Raw genomic sequence first — 17,259 nt, 5'->3', positions numbered from 1 at the left:
GACATGAATCCCACGGACTACTCCTCAGTCGGCTCGATGGCCGCAGGCTCCTGTACGGGCACACCCATCAGCTCTCCCCCGACGGAGCCCGACCGGAGTCGGTCAATGTCGGACTTGATGCCTGGAACCTGTATCCGGTGAACGAGTCGCAGATCATCACATGGTTCAACGACCGATCAGCGGCGCATGGGATAGACGATGGCGTCTCGCGCTCCCCCGTTTCGCTCGACATGCCTACTTTCTGAAGACCGGCTTCCGAGTTATCCATCCGTCCTCAGCGAGTCCTTCCCTTCCTGTCACCAGAGGAGACACGTTCGCTTGGTATTCGGTGCGCAAACGATTCACCTCGAGAAAAACCGTCAACGATTCGACTGTCATAACGGCCATACCGCAGAAGTCGATCGGCTCCCGGCTCAACGAGAACACGGCGAGTACAGTGGTCCATGACAGGGCATCAGCCCAGTACCAACCTCTGCCCCGGCCACTCGCTCGGAGCAGGCACAACGGCAAAGGAGCGATTATGACACTTATGGAACCGCCGGCGATTCCGGTGCGCAAGGCGCATGACGGGCTGGAGCTTCCGGCCATCGGTTTCGGCACGTATAAGGTCAATGGTTTCGCCGGCGTGGAGGCCATCAAGTCGGCGCTTGAGGTCGGTTATCGTCTCATTGATTCCGCGTTCAACTATGAGAACGAGGGCGTGGTGGGCAAGGCTATCCGTGAGTCGGAGGTGCCGCGCGAGGACATCATCGTGGCCTCGAAGCTGCCGGGCCGCCATCACCAGTACGACGAGGCCCGCACGACCATCGAGGAGTCGGTGGCGCGCATGGGTCTTGACTACATCGACCTGTACCTCATCCACTGGCCGAACCCCTCGCAGGGCCAGTTCGTGGAGGCATGGCAGGCGCTGGTCGACGCGCAGAAGCAGGGCATCGTGAAGCATATCGGCGTGAGCAATTTCCTGCCGGGTCACATTGATCTTCTGATCCGCGCCACGGGCGTCACCCCGGCCGTGAACCAGGTGGAGTTGCACCCGTTCTTCCAGCAGAACGAGCAGCGCGCTTACGACGAGGCTCACGGCATCATCACCGAGGCATGGAGTCCGCTGGGACGCGCGAACCAGATGCTCAAGGATCCGACCATCGTGCGCATCGCCGAAAAGCACGGCGTCTCGCCGGTGGCCGCTATCCTGCGCTGGCACCTGCAGTTGGGTGACGTGGCGATTCCGAAGTCCATGCATGCCGAGCGTCAGCGCGCGAACCTGGACCTGACCGGTTTCGCGTTGGACGAGCAGGACATGCAGGACATCGCCGCGATGGACAACCCGGAGGGCTACACGTTCGGCCAGAACCCCCACTGGCATGAGGAAGCGTAAGGCTGTTTCCATACAAGCCCGAATGCCTGGTGACCCGCCCAGCCGCATGTTTCAACCACATGCCTTAACCGCATTGGCTGGGAGCGGAATCTCCGACATATCGGTTCATCCAGCGACACGAATCGAATCTCCGGTAGCGCAAGCCCCGCCCCTTCGGCGGAGGATTCGCTACCGGAGATTTTCGTCTGCGCAATACGAAATTCATCAGACCTCGTATGGTACGCTCGCTCTGACGATGGTGACGATGACGCCGCCACACCGAACAGAACGGAGGAACCGTATGACCGACGCCACAATCTTCGACCAGTATCCGCTCGACCAGTGGAAGGACCCCGCCCATCGCATCATGGACCGGTTCTCATTGGCCGGCAAGAAGGGCTTCGTCACCGGCGGCGCCGGTGGCCTCGGCCGTAATGTGACCGCCGCCTGGGCCGAGGCGGGCGCCGACGTGGCGATCGTCGATCTGCCGCGCACCAAGGAGACGCTTGAGCCGCTCGCGCAGGAACTGTCCGAACGCTACGGCGTGAAGGTCGTGCCGCTCTACTGCGATGTGTCCGATAAGGAGCAGGTCGATGCGCTGAAGACCTCGCTCGTTGATGAGCTCGGCACCGTGGACGTCGCGTTCATCAATGCCGGTGTGAACGTGCCCGGCGACGACGCGGACGAGCCGTATGAGGTCTGGCAGAAGACCATCGACATCAACCTGACGGGCGCGTACCTGACCGCGCAGATTACCCAGCACATCATGCGCGAGCATGGACACGGAGGCTCGCTGGTGTTCACGTCGTCTCTGTCCGCGCACAATGCGAACTTCATCGCCGGCGGACCCTCACCGGTTGCCGCATACGGCGCGTCCAAGGCCGGCATCTACGAGTACGCGCGCTATCTGGCGGCCGCATTGGCCCCGTACGGCATCCGTTCGAACGCGGTTTCGCCCGGCTACGTGTGGTCCGGCATCTTCGAGGGCCGCATCGTGCCCGAGGCACACGACGTGATGACTGCGCCCGTGCCGATGCACCGCTTCGGCACCAACGAGGAAATCGCCACCGCGGTGCTCTTCCTCGCCAGCGACGCCTCCTCGTACGTCACCGGCACCAACCTTCAGGTCGACGGCGGCTACTCCGTGTACTAAAGACACGTACGTCTTCCATTCCTCTGCAGGCAGGACAGGCAGATCGAGGACTGAAGACATCGAAGACCCGGTCACAGGCACAGCGAATCAGCTCCCCTGCCTGCTGATGCCGCCCTTGTGACCGGTCGCCTTGAACGGTTGCGCACGTTGCACCGATGTTCCGAATGCGGAGTGCGCAGCCGTTTTGCATGAGCCCTTCCGCTTGCCTTCGCTCCGGTCTTCATCACCGTTCGCACGACCCCGAACAGCGATGTTCTTGGTCTGCAACGCCTTCAGCCATCGTTTGTCCATTTCGTTATCGTTCATCCCGCCCTCCTTCTCAGGCCAGCATAATGGCAACGTTGCGTGCATTCCCTCGCATCGTCATAGCCGCATTCTCTATCTTCGGTCATCCCGAATATATACGGCTGCCTTCTTCGGAAACGCCGCGCCATTCTCCGTTCACCTTGCGGTGCTGGAATGATGCCATGGGAATTCCTGTGGATGCCGGGCAGACAATCGAACGGAACGGCATAGGCACGGCCTATACGTTGCCTCATCCGATATGGTTGCGCGGCTCGCGTCAGATTGCCCGTTCGGCACTGTGGCGCAGGAGAGGCGGCAACGTTTTTACCACGCTCATGGGCATCATCGGAGTTATTGTTCTGCTGTCCTTCATCATCACCGGCATCGGCGGCATCCAGTACCGGTTCGGGCAGATGCTGGTCACCAACCACGGTGACGACCCGCATCTTGTGGTCACGTTCACCGATGTGATTCTCATCCTCATCTGCGTACTGATGATCGTCATCCCCGCCGCGATAATTATCGGCGCCGCGTGGAGCCTGCTGTCCGATCTTCTTCACGGCGGAGATCGCCGCAGGCTCGTGCGTGACCCACGAACGCTTGGCGTGCGTACCGATGACTTCGGACCGGAGATATCCATAGTCCGGCAACCCGACCGTGATGACGGCGACGACGATATCAGCTCATATCCCATCCCCCGTATCCTGTTCCAATCGGGAACCGCCCCAATCGAGTTCCGTATGCTTGCCTATATTCCGGCGACGCTTTGGAATGAGGCCGGCGGAGGCACTGACCCTCGGCCTGGCTGGAAGGTGCGTCATCACATGGCTTGGCTCACCATGCAGCTCACTGACGACTCGATCGGCATTACGAAACTGGAACCCATTGCCGTACGACCGGTGATTCACGCATTCGACGGTAATCTCAATCGGACCGTTTTCGGTTATATGAGAACGCCCGGCATCGAACGCTACGATTCGGACTACATCATTCTTGGTGACTCGCAGGACCTGTAATTAGCGCAATCGCGGATCGGCGAATCGGCGGTTCTCGAGTACAGGCAGGATTTGGCGCGCGGATTCAAGCGATTCGTGGCTGAGCTTGGCAGTGATTATCGTGGCAGTGTCGTCTCCAGCTTCGACAATAACCTCACCCATGGGATTGATGATGCGACTGCAGCCGATGTTGCGTTTGCTCACCTCACTGCAGGCCAGCACATAGCAGGTGTTCTCCACCGCCCGGGCTGCCGTCAGCAGCTTCCAGTGATACTCCTTGTGCGGGCCGCGCACCCATGCGGCGCTGACCACAATCACATCGGCACCGCGTACAGCCAGGGAACGCGCGGTTTCGGGGAACCGTACGTCATAGCAGGTCATCACACCGATATGCCAGCCATCGATGGCCACTATGGGAGGCAGCTCATCTCCGCGGCATACTACCTCGGATTCCTTCGCGGCGAACGCATCGTACAGATGCAGCTTGCGATAGGCCGCCGCAATCTCACCTTCGCGAATGACGAGGAACACATTGGAGACACGCTGGTCCGCACCGGCCTCACATGCGACTCCGGCCTCATCACGCACGGTTTTTTGGTCCGACGAAGCAACATGGACCGTACCCATCAATACGATATGACGCATCCTGCTGATTCGGCGCAATCCCGCCACAAACGAACCATCAATCGGCTGGGCATGTGAGGCCGCAAACGAGTCATCATCCCCATCACGCGCGATTAGTCCCTCCGGCAGCACCAGCAGCCTCGCACCGTCGGCCGCCGCATCCTTGGCGAACGCATCAATCATCTCCAGATTGCGTTCCGATTCCCGCGCCACCGTAAACTGCGCAACCGCCACCGGTAATTCGGCTGCATTCATTGGTATTGCGGACATGTCTGTCACTCCCCTCAGTCGGCTTTGCCGACAGCTCCCCTCGGAGAGGGAGCCAAAGATACATCAACGCATATGCTTCAGTCACACCAGGCCAAGGATGGCGAAGGCGTTGGCGAGGCCGTCGTCGTGGATATCGGTGGTGGTGATGTCGCAGAACTTCTCGATGCCATGGACGGCGTTGCCCATGGCCACGGACGTGCCGGCGGCCTTGAGCATGGCGGTGTCGTTGTCGGAGTCGCCGATGGCGATCGTATCGTCGATGTCGTAGCCGAGCGCCGCCGCCACATCGCGCACGGCCGTGCCTTTGTCATACCCGGCGATGAGCAGTTCGCCGTTGTTCGGTGAGATCTTGTCATACGAGCCGTGCACGAGCTCGAACCACGGGCTCAGATCACGCTTTGTGTCCTCGAAAGTCACGTCCGGATCCGGCCCGGTGAAGTACGAACCCTTGCTCACGTGAATCGTCTGCCCCAGCGTGGAACCGGCCGGAATCTCCACCTCGTCGATCAGATGCCAGAACCGTGCGAACTCGCCGCGGTCGAACGCCTTGCCCTTCGACTCCAAGTGGCGGCGATACCCTTCCGAAATGTACATGCCGTCCGCGCCCTGCCACTGGTAGCTTTCGATATGATGCTCGGCGAAGTACGCCATCGCCGCGTTCACGGCCTCGGCAGGCACGAGATGCTGGAACAGCACACGGTCCCCCACGTTCGCCTGGGCGCCGGCCACGGAGACCACGCCGTCGAAACCCAGATCCAGGATGCTGCGTTCGATTTTCGGCATGGAACGGCCGGTGCAGATGAACAGTTTATGCCCGTTGGCCTGCGCCTGGCGGCATGCGATCTTCGCCGATTCCGGTACGATGTGTTTCTCGTCCGCCAACGTGCCATCAATGTCGATGAACACCAGTTTGCTTGCAACCATCCGTCGTCTCCTCGCCGCGCGTTAAGTTCGATCGAACCCTTGTATCAACGACTGAATATACCAGCCGTTCCATCCGCACACCCACGTTCATTCACGGGTAACGGAACGCTTCCGGATGTCCACGGCGGCCTCACATGTTCCCGTGTTTCACTGCCGCATTCGCCCACGGTTCCGCCGTACGATGATGTGCATCACCGCAGTCATCAGCTCGGCGATGGTTCCGATTCCGATGATGGAACGGAACCCGAAACGACGCAAGGATGCGTCATTGACGTAAGGAGCCGTCATGAAGTCATGGAGATTCACCGGTACCAACGAACCATTGCAGCTCACCGAACTGCCCGAACCGATCGCCGCACCGGGGCAGGTGGTCGTCGACGTGAAGGCGGCCGGCATCTGTCACACCGACGTGGGCATTCTCACCGACCCCGGCTGGATGACCATGCTGGCACAGGTGCCGGTCACACTCGGTCATGAGGATGCCGGCGTGATCAGTCAGGTCGGTGAAGGCGTGAATGATTTCCACGTGGGTGACCGCGTGGCGATCTGTCCGACGACGCCGGCCGGCTGCCCAGGTTCTTCGTTCGACGGCGGTTTCGGTCCGAAGATCATGGTGGGAACGCAGGCGCTGGTGCGCATTCCCGATGAAGTGGATTTCGTCAACGGCGCCGCCGCCACCGATGCAGGCATGACCTCGTATGCAGCCGTGGTCCGTCGCGGCGGCGTGAAGGCCGGCGACAAGGTGGGCATCATCGGACTTGGCGGATTGGGCCAGATCGGTGCCCGCGTGGCCCACTTGCTGGGAGCCGAGGTGTACGTGGCGGAGATCAAGGAGGATATCTGGCCGCTTGCCAAGGAACTGGGTGCACTGGACGCGCGACGCTCCATCAAGGATTATCCGAAGGGGTTCTTCGACGTGATCGTGGACTTCGCCGGTTTCGGAGACACCACCGCCGACGCGGTGGACGTGGTCAAGTTGGGCGGTGTGGTGGTGCTCGTCGGCATGGGCCGATTGGAGACCACCATCGATTCCAAGTCGCTCATCGTCAACCAGTGCGACCTGCGCGGTTCCAACGGCGGCACGCCGGACGATATTCGCGGCATCTATGAGCTGATGCGCACCGGCAAACTCACGCCGGTCACCACCACTGTTTCGTTCGACGAGGTGCCGGAGGCCATCGAACGACTGGAACGCGGCGAAGTGGTCGGTCGACTGGTCATCAGTTACGAGTGAGCCTAGCTACGAACGGGTTTGACGGAGCCACTATGTCACGGCTTCGTCAAACCCGTTAATTCGCCAAAAGGATTGGCTCTGTTAAACCAGGATTGACATGAATCCCACCGGACTACCCCTCAGTCGGCTTCGCCGCCAGCTCGTCCTGCAATTGAGGACGAGCTTCGTTCGTGTTCTGTTGGCTCGACTGTCGTCTCGTACATCGCCTACAAACAGCTCCGCTGTTTGCTTTGCGGCAATGTCCTGACAAGGGGAGCCAAGAATAAGGGGGGCATGTCAATCTTGGTTTAACAGAGCCAAAGGATTAAGACTAACTAAACCAAAATCGGCATGAATCCGATTGGGGCGCCCCTTAGACAGCTCCATCGCCAGATCCCCTGACAAAGGAAGTCCAAGAGCACAGGGGCCGCGCCAATCCTAACTTAACGCGGTAATACCTGATTCCCGCAGTTCGGCAGCCAAATCGGAAGAAGTGTCAATCCGGCTGTGTCACACCGCGTAGGCGGACCAGCGACCGTGGCTGTGCTCGACTTCGATGGGCATGCCGAACAGGTCGGAAAGGCGTTCGTCGGTCAGACCTTCCTCGAGCGGGCCGGAATAGACAATGGTACCGGCGGACGGGTTGCCCATCGCGTCGATGCCGTCGTTGGTGGCATCCTCTGCGGAAACGGGCTTACGGCCCATGATGGCGATGTGGTCGAATCCGGCCGGAATCTCCTCCAGACGGTGGGTCACCAGCACCACCGCACGTTCGGAGCTCTCTTCACCGATGCGGCTCAGCGTGCGCATCACCTGCTCGCGGCCGCCCAGATCGAGGCCAGTGGTCGGCTCGTCCATGATGAGCAGTTCCGGATCGCCCATGAGTGCGCGGGCGATGAGCACTCGCGTGCGTTCACCCTCGGAAAGGCGCCACATCTGCTTGCCTTCCAAGTAGCCCACACGGAAATCGTGCAGCAGCTGGCGTGCGCGCGCGTATTCCGCTTCGGTGTAGGTGTCCTGCCAGCGCCCGGTCACGGCGGACAGGCCGGTGACCACGGCGTCCAGCGGATCCTCGAAGTCCGGGAACTGACGACCTAGGTCGGCGGAGGCGAGGCCGATTCGGGTGCGTAGCTTGAACACGTCGTACTTGCCGAGTTGATGGCCCAGGATGAACACGCGGCCCTCGGAAGGGAAAGTGCGTGTGGCGAGCATGCCGACCGCCGTGGATTTGCCGATACCGTTGGGGCCGAACAGCACCCACCGCTCCCCCGCCTTGACGGTCAGGTTCACATCGGTGATGATCACGCGGCGGTTGCGGCGGAATTCGACGTTGTCGAGTTGGAGGACGGTGTCGGACATGTGGGCAAAGTTCCTTTTGGTACGTAGGTTGATACGTGGGCTCCCCTCAGTCACCTACCAGTGACAGCTCCCCTCAGAGAAGGGAGCCGATAACTCTGTGATCATATTTAAAGACTCCCCTCACATAGGGAGCCAATGTCTATGCATAAAAACCGGCTCCCCTCACTGAGGGGAGCTGTCGCGTGAGCGACTGAGGGGAGCCGTCGTTATCCGTGAAACTACCGGGACTTACTTCTTCTGCTCGTCGAGGACGGACTGGTAGACCTTGACGGTTTCGTCGGCGATGGACTCCCAGCTGAACACGTCACGGGCACGCTCGTAGCCGGCCTGACCCATCTTCTTGCGCAGTTCGGGGTCGGCCATGATCTTGTTGATGGCGTCGGCCATGTCGTGCACGAACTTGTCCGGGTCGGTGGGGGTGCCGGTGCCGTCGTGCAGCTGGTCGATCGGCACCAGGAAGCCGGTCTCGCCATCCACCACGACCTCGGGGATGCCGCCGGTCGCGGAAGCGACCACGGGCAGCCCACAGGCCATAGCCTCAAGGTTCACGATGCCCAGCGGCTCGTAGATGGACGGGCAGATGAAGGCGTCGCAGCCGTGCTCGAGGGCGCTCAGCTCGTTCTTCGGCAGCATCTCCTCGATCCAGATGATGTTGCCGCGCTCCTTGTCCAGCTCGGCGAAGGAAGTCTTGACCTCCTCCATGATCTCCGGGGTGTCCGGCGCGCCGGCGCACAGCACGATCTGGACGCCCGGATCCACGAAGTGCAGGGCCTTCAACAGGTACGGCAGGCCCTTCTGACGGGTGATGCGGCCCACGAACAGCAGGGTGGGCTTGGAACGGTCGATGTTGTAGCGCTCGAAGACCTTCCAGCCCGGATCGTCGTCGGCGGGGGTGGCGAATTCGGACATGGTGATGCCGTTGTAGACCACGACCACCTTGTCCGGGTCAAGGCTCGGGTAGGCGGCGAGGATGTCCTTCTTCATACCGCCGGAGACAGCGATCACGCGGTCGGCGTGCTCATAGGCGTCCTTCTCGGCCCAGGAGCTCAGGTTGTAGCCGCCGCCGAGCTGTTCACGCTTCCACGGGCGGAACGGCTCCAGGCTGTGGGCGGTGATGACCAGCGGGGTGCCGTGCAGCATCTTGGCCAGGTAGCCGGCCAGGCAGGCATACCAGGTGTGGGCGTGGATGATGTCGGCGTCGACATCGTTGGCGATCTGCAGGTCCACGCCGAAGGTCTTCAGCGCGGGGTTCGCGTCGGACAGCTCGGCCGGCACGTCGTAGCCCACGACCTTCAGGCTGCCCTTGGCCTCGTCCGCATGCGGGATGGCGGGGATGTCCGCTTCGGTGCGCTTGCCGTCGAACGCGCGCACGGTCACGTCGATGCGTTCGGCGAGTACCTTGGACAGCTCCTCGGCGTGGACGCCTGCGCCGCCGTAGACCTTCGGCGGGTATTCACGGGTCAAAATATCAACTTTCATCTGCCTGCTCTCCTTCGTGCGTGCGTCAGTAATCAAGCACCTCCTACTTTAAAACACCGCATACGGCAAAACGCACAACCTCGGACGTGCGTTTTGCATAAAACGCCACGACTGCTGCTGGCTTCCGAGGACCAATCCATGGCCCATCCGGCATCCGAACGGTTCCACTGGAGCCGGTTCATGGGATCCCATTCATCATGGTCCGGTCCCCGCTGCGTGAACTCCGTCCCGCAACAGGGAAATACCCGGCACACTCCCTGTGTAAGCGCATGTGTAATGTGGGAGCTAAACGCAGGAAGGGAGCAGGTCATGAACTGTCTGCATTGCGGTGCGCCGTTGCAGCCCGGCGATACGTTCTGCCAGGAATGCGGCGCATTTCAGGACAACGGTAGGACGTTGACCGACAGGACGCTGCGTGACGGCACGCCATCCGACGGCATCCCCACCTCCCCTATTCCGGTCGGCCCGGTACCGTTGCCTCCCACCGCGCCTGCACGCCCGACCACGCCCGCACAGGCGTCCGGCTCGGCCGTCCCCGCAACCTACGCGCAACAGGACTATCGTCAGCGGAACTATCAGGAGCCCGGCGTGAGCGACGCACGGCAACGGCCGTCCACGTCGATTCCGGCGTCCTCATCCGGATCACCGACGTCAAGCAAGACGGTGAAGTCCCAAATCGTCATCGTCGTGCTCATCGCCGCCATCATCGCGGTGGTGCTGTGCATCGTCGGCATCGTCGCGTACGGCAGCGGTCATCTTGGCCACGAACAGTCGAATACCGTCACGACTTCGGCTTCCGCGAATGGCGGCAAGTCCGATACTTCATCATCAGACAGCGGCACCAAGCAGTCCGGCAAATCCAAGTCCAAGACCAAGACCGATGCCAGGGATTCGACTGACACGAAGAAGAAGTCTGACAGTCAATCGGAAACGAAAAACAGCAAGGATAAGAAGAGCACGGACACCGGCACCGCCACGTACTCCAACGGGCGCTTCGCCTATGCCGTGAACGTTCCGGCAAGCTATAACCGCGGCCCAGAATCGGACAACGGTGATGGAGTGAAGTTCTCCGACCCCGATTCGGGTGTGCAGATCGCCGTCTGGGGGCAGAACAACGCCCTGTTCCATTCGCCGCAGGACGAATTAGACTTCCTCAAGGAAAACGCCGGCGCTGATCCGGCATTCGAACTGGTGGCCGGCCAATCCGTGTATCTGAGCTATGAAAAGGACGACACCATCTATTACATCCGCGAAATCGTGACCGACGCGAAAATCGCTGCCGTAGAAATCACCTATCCCAATACCGATCGAGCCGCCGGCGATCCGCTGACCGAATCCATGCCTCCGACACTGCACTTTCTCCAGTAAATGAGCACTTGGTCCCGAGCCACACTTTGCGCACGATGTGGTAAATCGCGCACGGTGTGGCGAAAACCACACGGTGCGGCGATGAGAAATGGCTTTATTCCGCCAATCTGTGGTGCCTGGACGGACGCGAAGGACCACACCGTGCGAGTTTTGCCATACCGTGCGCGCATAACCATGCCGGAGCCACATTGTGTGGAGCCCACAACAACCGTTCCCAACGCTTGAGGGGTCGGTGATTGCCTTCCAAACAGAAAAGCAATCACCGACCCCTCAAGCAATATCGCAGCGGCGGCAAACCGAAATCAGACGGCGGTGCCGTTCTGGTCCAGGTTCGGGTTGTGCTTGGAATCGCCAGCGGTGAAGAACAGGCTCACCACACCCACGATGAACACGCCGGACACAGTGGCGATAAGCCACATCGGGTGGCTCGGCAGCCACATGACCACGAAGAACGCGATGATGGCCAGCGCGATGAGCGTCCAGCTGCCCACGCGGAACCACTGACGCACGGAGTGCGGCGCCTTGAACATCTTCGGATTCGTGTAATCCGGGTTGGTGTTCAGCACGGTCTCCGGCTCGGACTCCACCACGGCGCTCGGCTTCCACGGGCCCAGGGACTCGCCGTCCTGCAGACGACGGGAACGCTCCTGTAGTTGGTATTCGTCGATCATGCCCGCACGGCCGCGGCCGCGGGTGGAATCATACTGGGACGGAATACCCTTGCGGTTGGCCTTGGCCTGGGCACGACGTTCTGCACGATTTGGCATCTCACTACTCCTGTTTCAACGATGACACTGTTGGCTATATTACTCGCTTGCCGCCGACCATACGCACGATATCCACGCGCGTATGGTCGGGGAATGCGCGGCATGAACGAGGGTGCCGCGCTCCCCCGGTGAATCACGCTCAGTCGTCGATGCCATCAATACCGTCGATGTGGTAGGTCTGCGTGTGGAAGTCGCAGGTGACCGACGCGCCTCCGGCGAACACGGAACGCTGGACCAGCGGGTCGCCATCGACGAATTCGTGGCGCACCAGTTCCTGCATGCCCACCTTCTCATGGAATGCGGCGACCTCATGGCAGCGTTCGATCTCGTTTTCGGTACGGGCGCGCTGTTCGGCGTCCATGTCGCCGTCCACGCCGATGTACGCGGCGTCACGGATGAGGTACGGGGCGCCGCCGTTGAGCAGGGCGTATAGCATGTAGTCGTCGCCATCCACCACGCGGTCCATCATCCACGGTTCGATGACGCAGTCGTGGTAGACGAGGTTGTACAGCGGCACCGGAACGCCCTGGCGCGGCGCGTCCGGGGAACGCATCTGGAAGTCGTAGGGCGCGTAATGGCAGAACACGAGGCTCGGCACGGCCCAGTCGGAGACCTCCTCGGAGGAGGAGAGAATACCGTGCGAGAGTAGGTATTCGAAGCATTCGGCGCGGCGCTCGTAGCATTCGCGGCGGGTCATGCGATGCTCGGGGTTGGAGCATTCATCGCCTTCGTTGCAGGTGAACACGTCCAGGTACGCGCAGTCGAGCTCGATGCCGTGCGCGGCAATCTCGGCGAAATTGCGGCGCACGTAGTCAGGAGCGAGTTCGGCGCACAGGTAGGTCTGGTGTCCGCCGGCCCAGCGAGCATGCTCGGGCATGGTGCCGTCCGCCAGACGGATGGCGTTGTTCGTGTCGAAGGTCTTCGCGGTGAAGTAGTAGTCGCGGTACTGGTCGTGCGTACCGAAGATGTCGCCCTGCTCGTGGCAGGTGTCGACCAGCTCCTTCATGCCTTCCCAGCCGCCGGCCTCCTGGCATGCGGGCAGGTAGTCGGGGTGCTCGTTGTCGTATCCGGGCTGCGCCCAGCCGTCCAGATGCATGTACAGACGACCGGCACCCATCTCATGCAACGTGCGCATCTGCTTGACGCGCTGCGCGAAGGTGACCAGCGACCCGTTCTTCTCCGGGTGGTCATTGTCGTAGTAGTAGGAATCCGGCTGCACCTTGGTCTTGATGCCCACGTGCACCCAGGAACGGCCGATGAGGTCACGCACGGAGGGGTTGCGCGCGGCCTTTTCGGCAAGGGTGCGCAGACGGCCGCGCTCGTTGACGTAGGAGCGGTAGGACTTGCAGACGGTGTTGTGGTCGGCGTGGTTGAGGAAGCGGTAACGCACCACGCGGCGGTAGTCCATCGTGCCCAGGCTCGGATCGAACCAGGTGCCGACGTGCGTGTAAGGGCCGTCCGCGGGATGGTCGATGCCGTAGCCGGCGTTCCACGGGGTCTCGCAGATGGCGATGTAGGCGTGGCCGTCCGCGCGTAGCTGGGCGAACCAAGGCATGTAGCCGCCGGCGGTCTCGAAACGACCCTCAAAGGCGATGTCCTTGGTGGCCACCGGCGTGGGCCAGGTGTTGGGGATCATCACACCCTGCTCATGGGTGATGAGGGTCACGTCGTGGCTTTCGGCGCGGTCGAACGCCATCTCGGCGGGCCAGACCACCTTGGTGACGTCCAGTCCGCTTTCGTTGAGTGGGATCCATTCGAACAGCACGTCGCCGGAGGCACGTTCGATCCACACGTAGGTGGCGAACGAGTAGGCACTGTGGCCGAAGCCGGTGTACACGCTGCGCACGCCAACGCCGGTGCCGGTTTCGCGGTTCTCATGCGTGATGGCGGCGGCGTCCGTGAACGCGAATGTGCCTTGCCTGGTTTCCAGTCGTGGCTGGGCGCTGATGGTCTCAGTGCCGGCGGAGGCCTCGGTGCCGCGGGGTCCATCATCGATGACGGTGTTCCACTCGGCGCCGTCGCGTTGGAACGCGAACTGCCCTGTCCGCTCATCGAATCGCACGGTGGTGCCGGCTGCGGTGAATTCCATGATGTGTTTGTGCTCCTGTTTGTTCTGTGTTCTCGACTCCCCTGTCCGGGGCGTCATTGTCCTGATAAGTACGATGTGGTCCACGATGCCTGACGCGAGTCGACCCGTACGAATCATGCGATCCATGCGAATCGTACGGTTCACATACGGGCCGATTCACGGCAAAACGCCCGCCGGTCACACATGGCCGGCGGGCGTCGACGGACGTTCGTCTCAAGCCTCATCCATGGTACCGGACCGGACTGTATCCGACCGACACCGGCGGACGAGACACAACGAACGTCGCTGCGATATCAGCGATATCACCGATATCGCATCATCACTTCTTGGTCAGTTCGGTGAACACCGGGCCGCCGCCGTAGTCGAATTCGACTCCGGAGACGTTGGTGGTGCTCACTGCGGTGGCGTTCTGGTTCCACAGCGGGATGGCCGGCAGGTCCTGCAGCAGGATCTCCTCGCCCTGCTGGTAGTACTTGTCCGCTTCCTCGGTGGAGGGCGCGGAGAGGGCCTTGTCCATGAGCGCGTCGAACTCGGGGTTCTTGTAGTTGCCGGAGTTCGCACCCTTGCCGTCGGCGGAGCTGGAGGCGTACAGCTGCACCAGGTAGTTGTCGGCGGACGGGTAGTCGGGGCCCCAGCCGCTGCGGTAGGCGGTGGTCATCTTGCCGGAGTCCACGTTGGACAGGAACTCGTCGGAGGTGGACATCGGGGCGCCTTCGGCCTTGATGCCGAGCGTGTTCTTGACGTAATTGCACACGGCCTCGACCCAGCCCTTGGCGTTGCCGTCGGCGTTGTAGGCGATCTTGAAGTCGCCGCTCCACGGGGAGATAGCGTTGGCCTTGGCCCACAGCTCCTTGGCCTTGGTGGGATTGTACTTGAGCACCTCGTTGCCCTTGAGGTTCTTGGAGTAGGCGCTGATCGGCGCCGCCAGGAAGTCCACGGCCGGGGTGGAGGTGTTGTTGAAGATCTTCTCGGCGATGGTCTTGCGGTCGATGGACATGGAGATGGCCTGGCGACGCAGGTTGCCCTCTTCGTTTTGACCGAAGTGGTCGAGCCACTCGGGGATGGTGAAGGTGAGCGTGTTACCACCGGGCTGGTTGTAGGCCTTGATGGTCTTGTCCGACTGGAAGGTCTTCAACGCGGTGGCGGGGATCGCGTGCGTGAAGTCGAGGTTGCCGCCACGCAGATCGGCGTAGGCGGAATCGGGCGACGTGTAGATCATGAAGTCAAGGCCGTCGTTCTTGGCGACGCGGTTGCCCTTGTAATCGGGGTTCTTGACCATCTTGATGCTGCGGTTGTGCGTCCAGGAGACGAACTTGTACGGGCCGTTGCCCACCGGGTTCTCGCCGTACTTCTTCGGATCCTTGAACGCGGATTCCGGCAGCGGCATGTAGGCGTGGCTGCCGGCCTTGACCGGGAACGCCGAATCGGGCTGGCTCAGCTTCACATCGATGGTGTAGTCGTCCACGACCTTGAGGCCGGAGAGCGTGGCGCTCGGGTCCACGTCCGACTTCTGCAGGTCGTCGTAGCCTTCGATGGTGCTGAAGAAGCTGGCGCTACCCTGCTTGTTGGCGCTGTTGGCCGTGTAGTTCCAGGCGTCCACGAAGGAGTGCGCGGTCACCGGCGTGCCGTCGGTGAACTTCCAGCCCTTCTTGATCTTGATGACGTAGTGGGTGGCGTTGTCGCTGGAAGTGATGCTGTCGGCGACCTCGTTGTGGATGCCGCCCTTGGCGTCGTAGGTGACCAGGCCGGCGAACAGCTGGTCGACCACCTTGCCGCCGCCGGCCTCGGTGACCGCGCCGGGGAACAGCGGGTGTGCCGGCTCGCTGCCGTACACGGAAATGATGTTGGAGCCTGCGGTGCTGCCGGCGTTGTTGGATGTGCCGGTCGATCCGCAACCGCTGAGCAGCATGACGAGCGCGGCGCCCGCCGCGACCAGCGTCGTGATGTGACGATTCTTCATGAACCTCTCCCAAAGTAGATGTGCCGTCTTTTGACAACGGGCAGATACTTTAGGAGCCGTTTGTTAACTATGTATGCAGATTCCCGAAATACAGACGCACGCGGTGTGGCGCGGTGGATGGTCGTATCGGGCGAGACGAAGGTCAAACGTATGCAAGGCTAAGACTTCGTTCAATCGAGACTGGTATGGATCCGATTGGTTTCCTCTCCTCAGGTGACTCCGCAGCTAGCTTTCCTAATGGGGGAGGTTAGGAATATCGACCATGCTAATTCCGATTTAACAGAGCCAAACTGGTTGGTTGCCTCACCATATGTAGGCGGGTTCCTCGTTATCCACGATGGCGCTCATCATGGTGGCTGCATCCACGACCTTATGGCCCGCATGGACGGGATCCTGCATGTTGTAGGACGGGTCGAGGATGTGGTATTGCGTGATGGTTCCGGTCTCATCCGTGTCGTAGCCCATGACGACCACCACATGGTTGCCGTGGCCGAACCATGGGTAGAGCACGTGGACGTCCACGGCGGCGAACACCGGATAGTCGTCGGCGAGATCGGCCTTCACCCGATCGGCGAACGTCTGCGCGACGGACGGGTCCCTATCCCCTATGGCGATGGTCTGCACACGATACCCCGCTCCGGAAGGCGTCGCTGTCTCCTCACCGAACAGGTAGGCGTTGGCCACGCGCGCCAGATCCACGTATTCCGTGCCGGTCACCGGCTTGGTGTTCATGCGTTCGGCCAGCGTGGTTTGGCTCGCGTCTATCCCCTTGTACGCCAGCACCATCTGCAGGGCGCCCGGCACGCACCAATAGCCGGTTTCCTGCACACGCTGCGGCACGTCGAGGATCACGCGGCCGGTGTTGTTTGTCTCGGTCCGGTTTACCTTGTCCGCGCATTCAGGCAGGGAGTCGGCTTCCTCGCCTGCCGCCTTGCAGGACCATTCGTCGCCGGGATAGGTGTCGTCCACGCCTGCGTTGAGGCCGGCGAGTTCCTTGGGGTCATGCAGTACCGCGGATTCGGGGACGGCACGTTTCATTTCGGATTGGTCTTCGCCGGGCGTGATTTCCTGCGATTGGACGGACCGGTTGCCGCTGGAGTTGGCTGCGGAGAACAGCGGAATCCGGTCCATGCTCCACATCAGTGCGATGGTTCCGAGCAGTACGGCGAGAACGGTGATGGAAGCCAGTATGGCTGTTCGCGTGCGCTTCATTGCGTGCCGCCTTTCCTATGAATCCATAGTACCGTGCGCACATGCAAAACCTCACTATGTATGCGGCCGAACGAAGGTCCCGCATACATAGTGACGGTTAGGAACGCAAAAGTGACACTATGTATGCGGCTGCATGGTCCGGCCGCATACATAGTGTCGGTTTCAGGTGACGCTGCCCTTCTGCGGTTGAGGGCCGTACGCCTATTA

At 61.3% G+C, this 17,259-nt stretch carries 14 protein-coding genes and 1 pseudogene; 6 read left to right on the top strand and 9 right to left on the bottom strand.

Translation table 11 applies throughout. From position 1 onward, the window contains the following. Positions 1–35 precede the first annotated feature (35 nt). The 3 genes and pseudogenes from DF196_RS13795 to DF196_RS03560 all read left to right on the top strand — a co-directional run. Positions 36–245 (top strand): annotated as a pseudogene (locus DF196_RS13795) (metallophosphoesterase family protein); the annotation flags it as partial. A 275-nt stretch (positions 246–520) separates the two neighbouring features. After that, entirely contained in the window at positions 521–1,375 is an 855-nt protein-coding gene (locus DF196_RS03565; RefSeq protein WP_109056515.1) for an aldo/keto reductase, read from the top strand. Positions 1,376–1,655: 280 nt separating this feature from the next. Next, a complete protein-coding gene (locus DF196_RS03560; protein WP_241519568.1) occupies positions 1,656–2,507 on the top strand; it encodes an SDR family NAD(P)-dependent oxidoreductase in 852 nt (283 codons plus the stop codon). 87 nt (positions 2,508–2,594) lie between these two features. Here the strand turns inward: DF196_RS03560 and DF196_RS03555 are convergent, their stop codons facing one another. Further along, complete coding sequence (locus DF196_RS03555) at positions 2,595–2,813, bottom strand: hypothetical protein (RefSeq protein ID WP_241519567.1); 219 nt, start codon at positions 2,811–2,813, stop codon at positions 2,595–2,597. Between the two features lie 26 nt (positions 2,814–2,839). Between DF196_RS03555 and DF196_RS03550 the strand changes: the two genes are divergently transcribed. Further along, positions 2,840–3,808, top strand: coding sequence for a hypothetical protein (locus DF196_RS03550; RefSeq protein ID WP_146194695.1), 969 nt, complete (start codon positions 2,840–2,842; stop codon positions 3,806–3,808). On the opposite strand, the gene DF196_RS03545 is transcribed toward DF196_RS03550, so the two are convergent. Together DF196_RS03545 and DF196_RS03540 are read right to left on the bottom strand one after the other, a co-directional pair. After that, on the bottom strand, positions 3,809–4,666 hold the full coding sequence (locus tag DF196_RS03545; protein WP_109056548.1) for a nitrilase-related carbon-nitrogen hydrolase: 858 nt from the start codon (positions 4,664–4,666) through the stop codon (positions 3,809–3,811). It abuts the gene before it with no gap. 96 nt (positions 4,667–4,762) lie between these two features. Further along, positions 4,763–5,605 (bottom strand): HAD family hydrolase, encoded by an 843-nt coding sequence (locus DF196_RS03540; RefSeq protein ID WP_109056512.1) that lies wholly within the window; start codon positions 5,603–5,605, stop codon positions 4,763–4,765. 286 nt (positions 5,606–5,891) lie between these two features. Between DF196_RS03540 and DF196_RS03535 the strand changes: the two genes are divergently transcribed. Further along, the gene (locus DF196_RS03535; protein WP_109056511.1) at positions 5,892–6,839 is read left to right on the top strand and encodes a zinc-binding dehydrogenase; all 948 of its coding nucleotides are present in this window, start codon (positions 5,892–5,894) and stop codon (positions 6,837–6,839) included. Positions 6,840–7,328: 489 nt separating this feature from the next. On the opposite strand, the gene DF196_RS03530 is transcribed toward DF196_RS03535, so the two are convergent. Together DF196_RS03530 and glgA are read right to left on the bottom strand one after the other, a co-directional pair. Beyond that, entirely contained in the window at positions 7,329–8,177 is an 849-nt protein-coding gene (locus DF196_RS03530; protein WP_109056510.1) for an ABC transporter ATP-binding protein, read from the bottom strand. 228 nt (positions 8,178–8,405) lie between these two features. After that, positions 8,406–9,656 (bottom strand): glycogen synthase, encoded by a 1,251-nt coding sequence (gene glgA, locus DF196_RS03525; RefSeq protein WP_109056509.1) that lies wholly within the window; start codon positions 9,654–9,656, stop codon positions 8,406–8,408. Between the two features lie 309 nt (positions 9,657–9,965). On the opposite strand from glgA, the gene DF196_RS03520 reads away from it, so the two are divergent. Then, positions 9,966–11,024, top strand: a complete 1,059-nt coding sequence (locus tag DF196_RS03520; protein WP_109056508.1) for a zinc ribbon domain-containing protein — start codon at positions 9,966–9,968, stop codon at positions 11,022–11,024. Between the two features lie 302 nt (positions 11,025–11,326). On the opposite strand, the gene DF196_RS03515 is transcribed toward DF196_RS03520, so the two are convergent. The 4 genes from DF196_RS03515 to DF196_RS03500 form a co-directional block, all read right to left on the bottom strand. Further along, positions 11,327–11,791 carry a hypothetical protein gene (locus DF196_RS03515; RefSeq protein ID WP_109056507.1) on the bottom strand — a complete coding sequence of 155 codons (465 nt, stop codon included), beginning with the start codon at positions 11,789–11,791 and terminating at the stop codon, positions 11,327–11,329. 139 nt (positions 11,792–11,930) lie between these two features. Further along, complete coding sequence (locus tag DF196_RS03510) at positions 11,931–13,880, bottom strand: DUF5696 domain-containing protein (RefSeq protein WP_109056506.1); 1,950 nt, start codon at positions 13,878–13,880, stop codon at positions 11,931–11,933. Between the two features lie 319 nt (positions 13,881–14,199). Next, positions 14,200–15,840: a peptide ABC transporter substrate-binding protein gene (locus DF196_RS03505; RefSeq protein ID WP_109056505.1), complete on the bottom strand. Its 1,641-nt coding sequence runs from the start codon at positions 15,838–15,840 to the stop codon at positions 14,200–14,202. 303 nt (positions 15,841–16,143) lie between these two features. Beyond that, complete coding sequence (locus tag DF196_RS03500) at positions 16,144–17,052, bottom strand: C39 family peptidase (RefSeq protein WP_109056504.1); 909 nt, start codon at positions 17,050–17,052, stop codon at positions 16,144–16,146. Between the last annotated feature and the right edge of the window lie 207 nt (positions 17,053–17,259).

Source organism: Bifidobacterium callitrichidarum, from assembly GCF_003129905.1.
Lineage (GTDB): Bacteria > Actinomycetota > Actinomycetes > Actinomycetales > Bifidobacteriaceae > Bifidobacterium > Bifidobacterium callitrichidarum.
The sequence above is the reverse complement of the archived record's forward strand: the minus strand, read 5'-3'. Positions and strand labels throughout refer to the sequence as shown.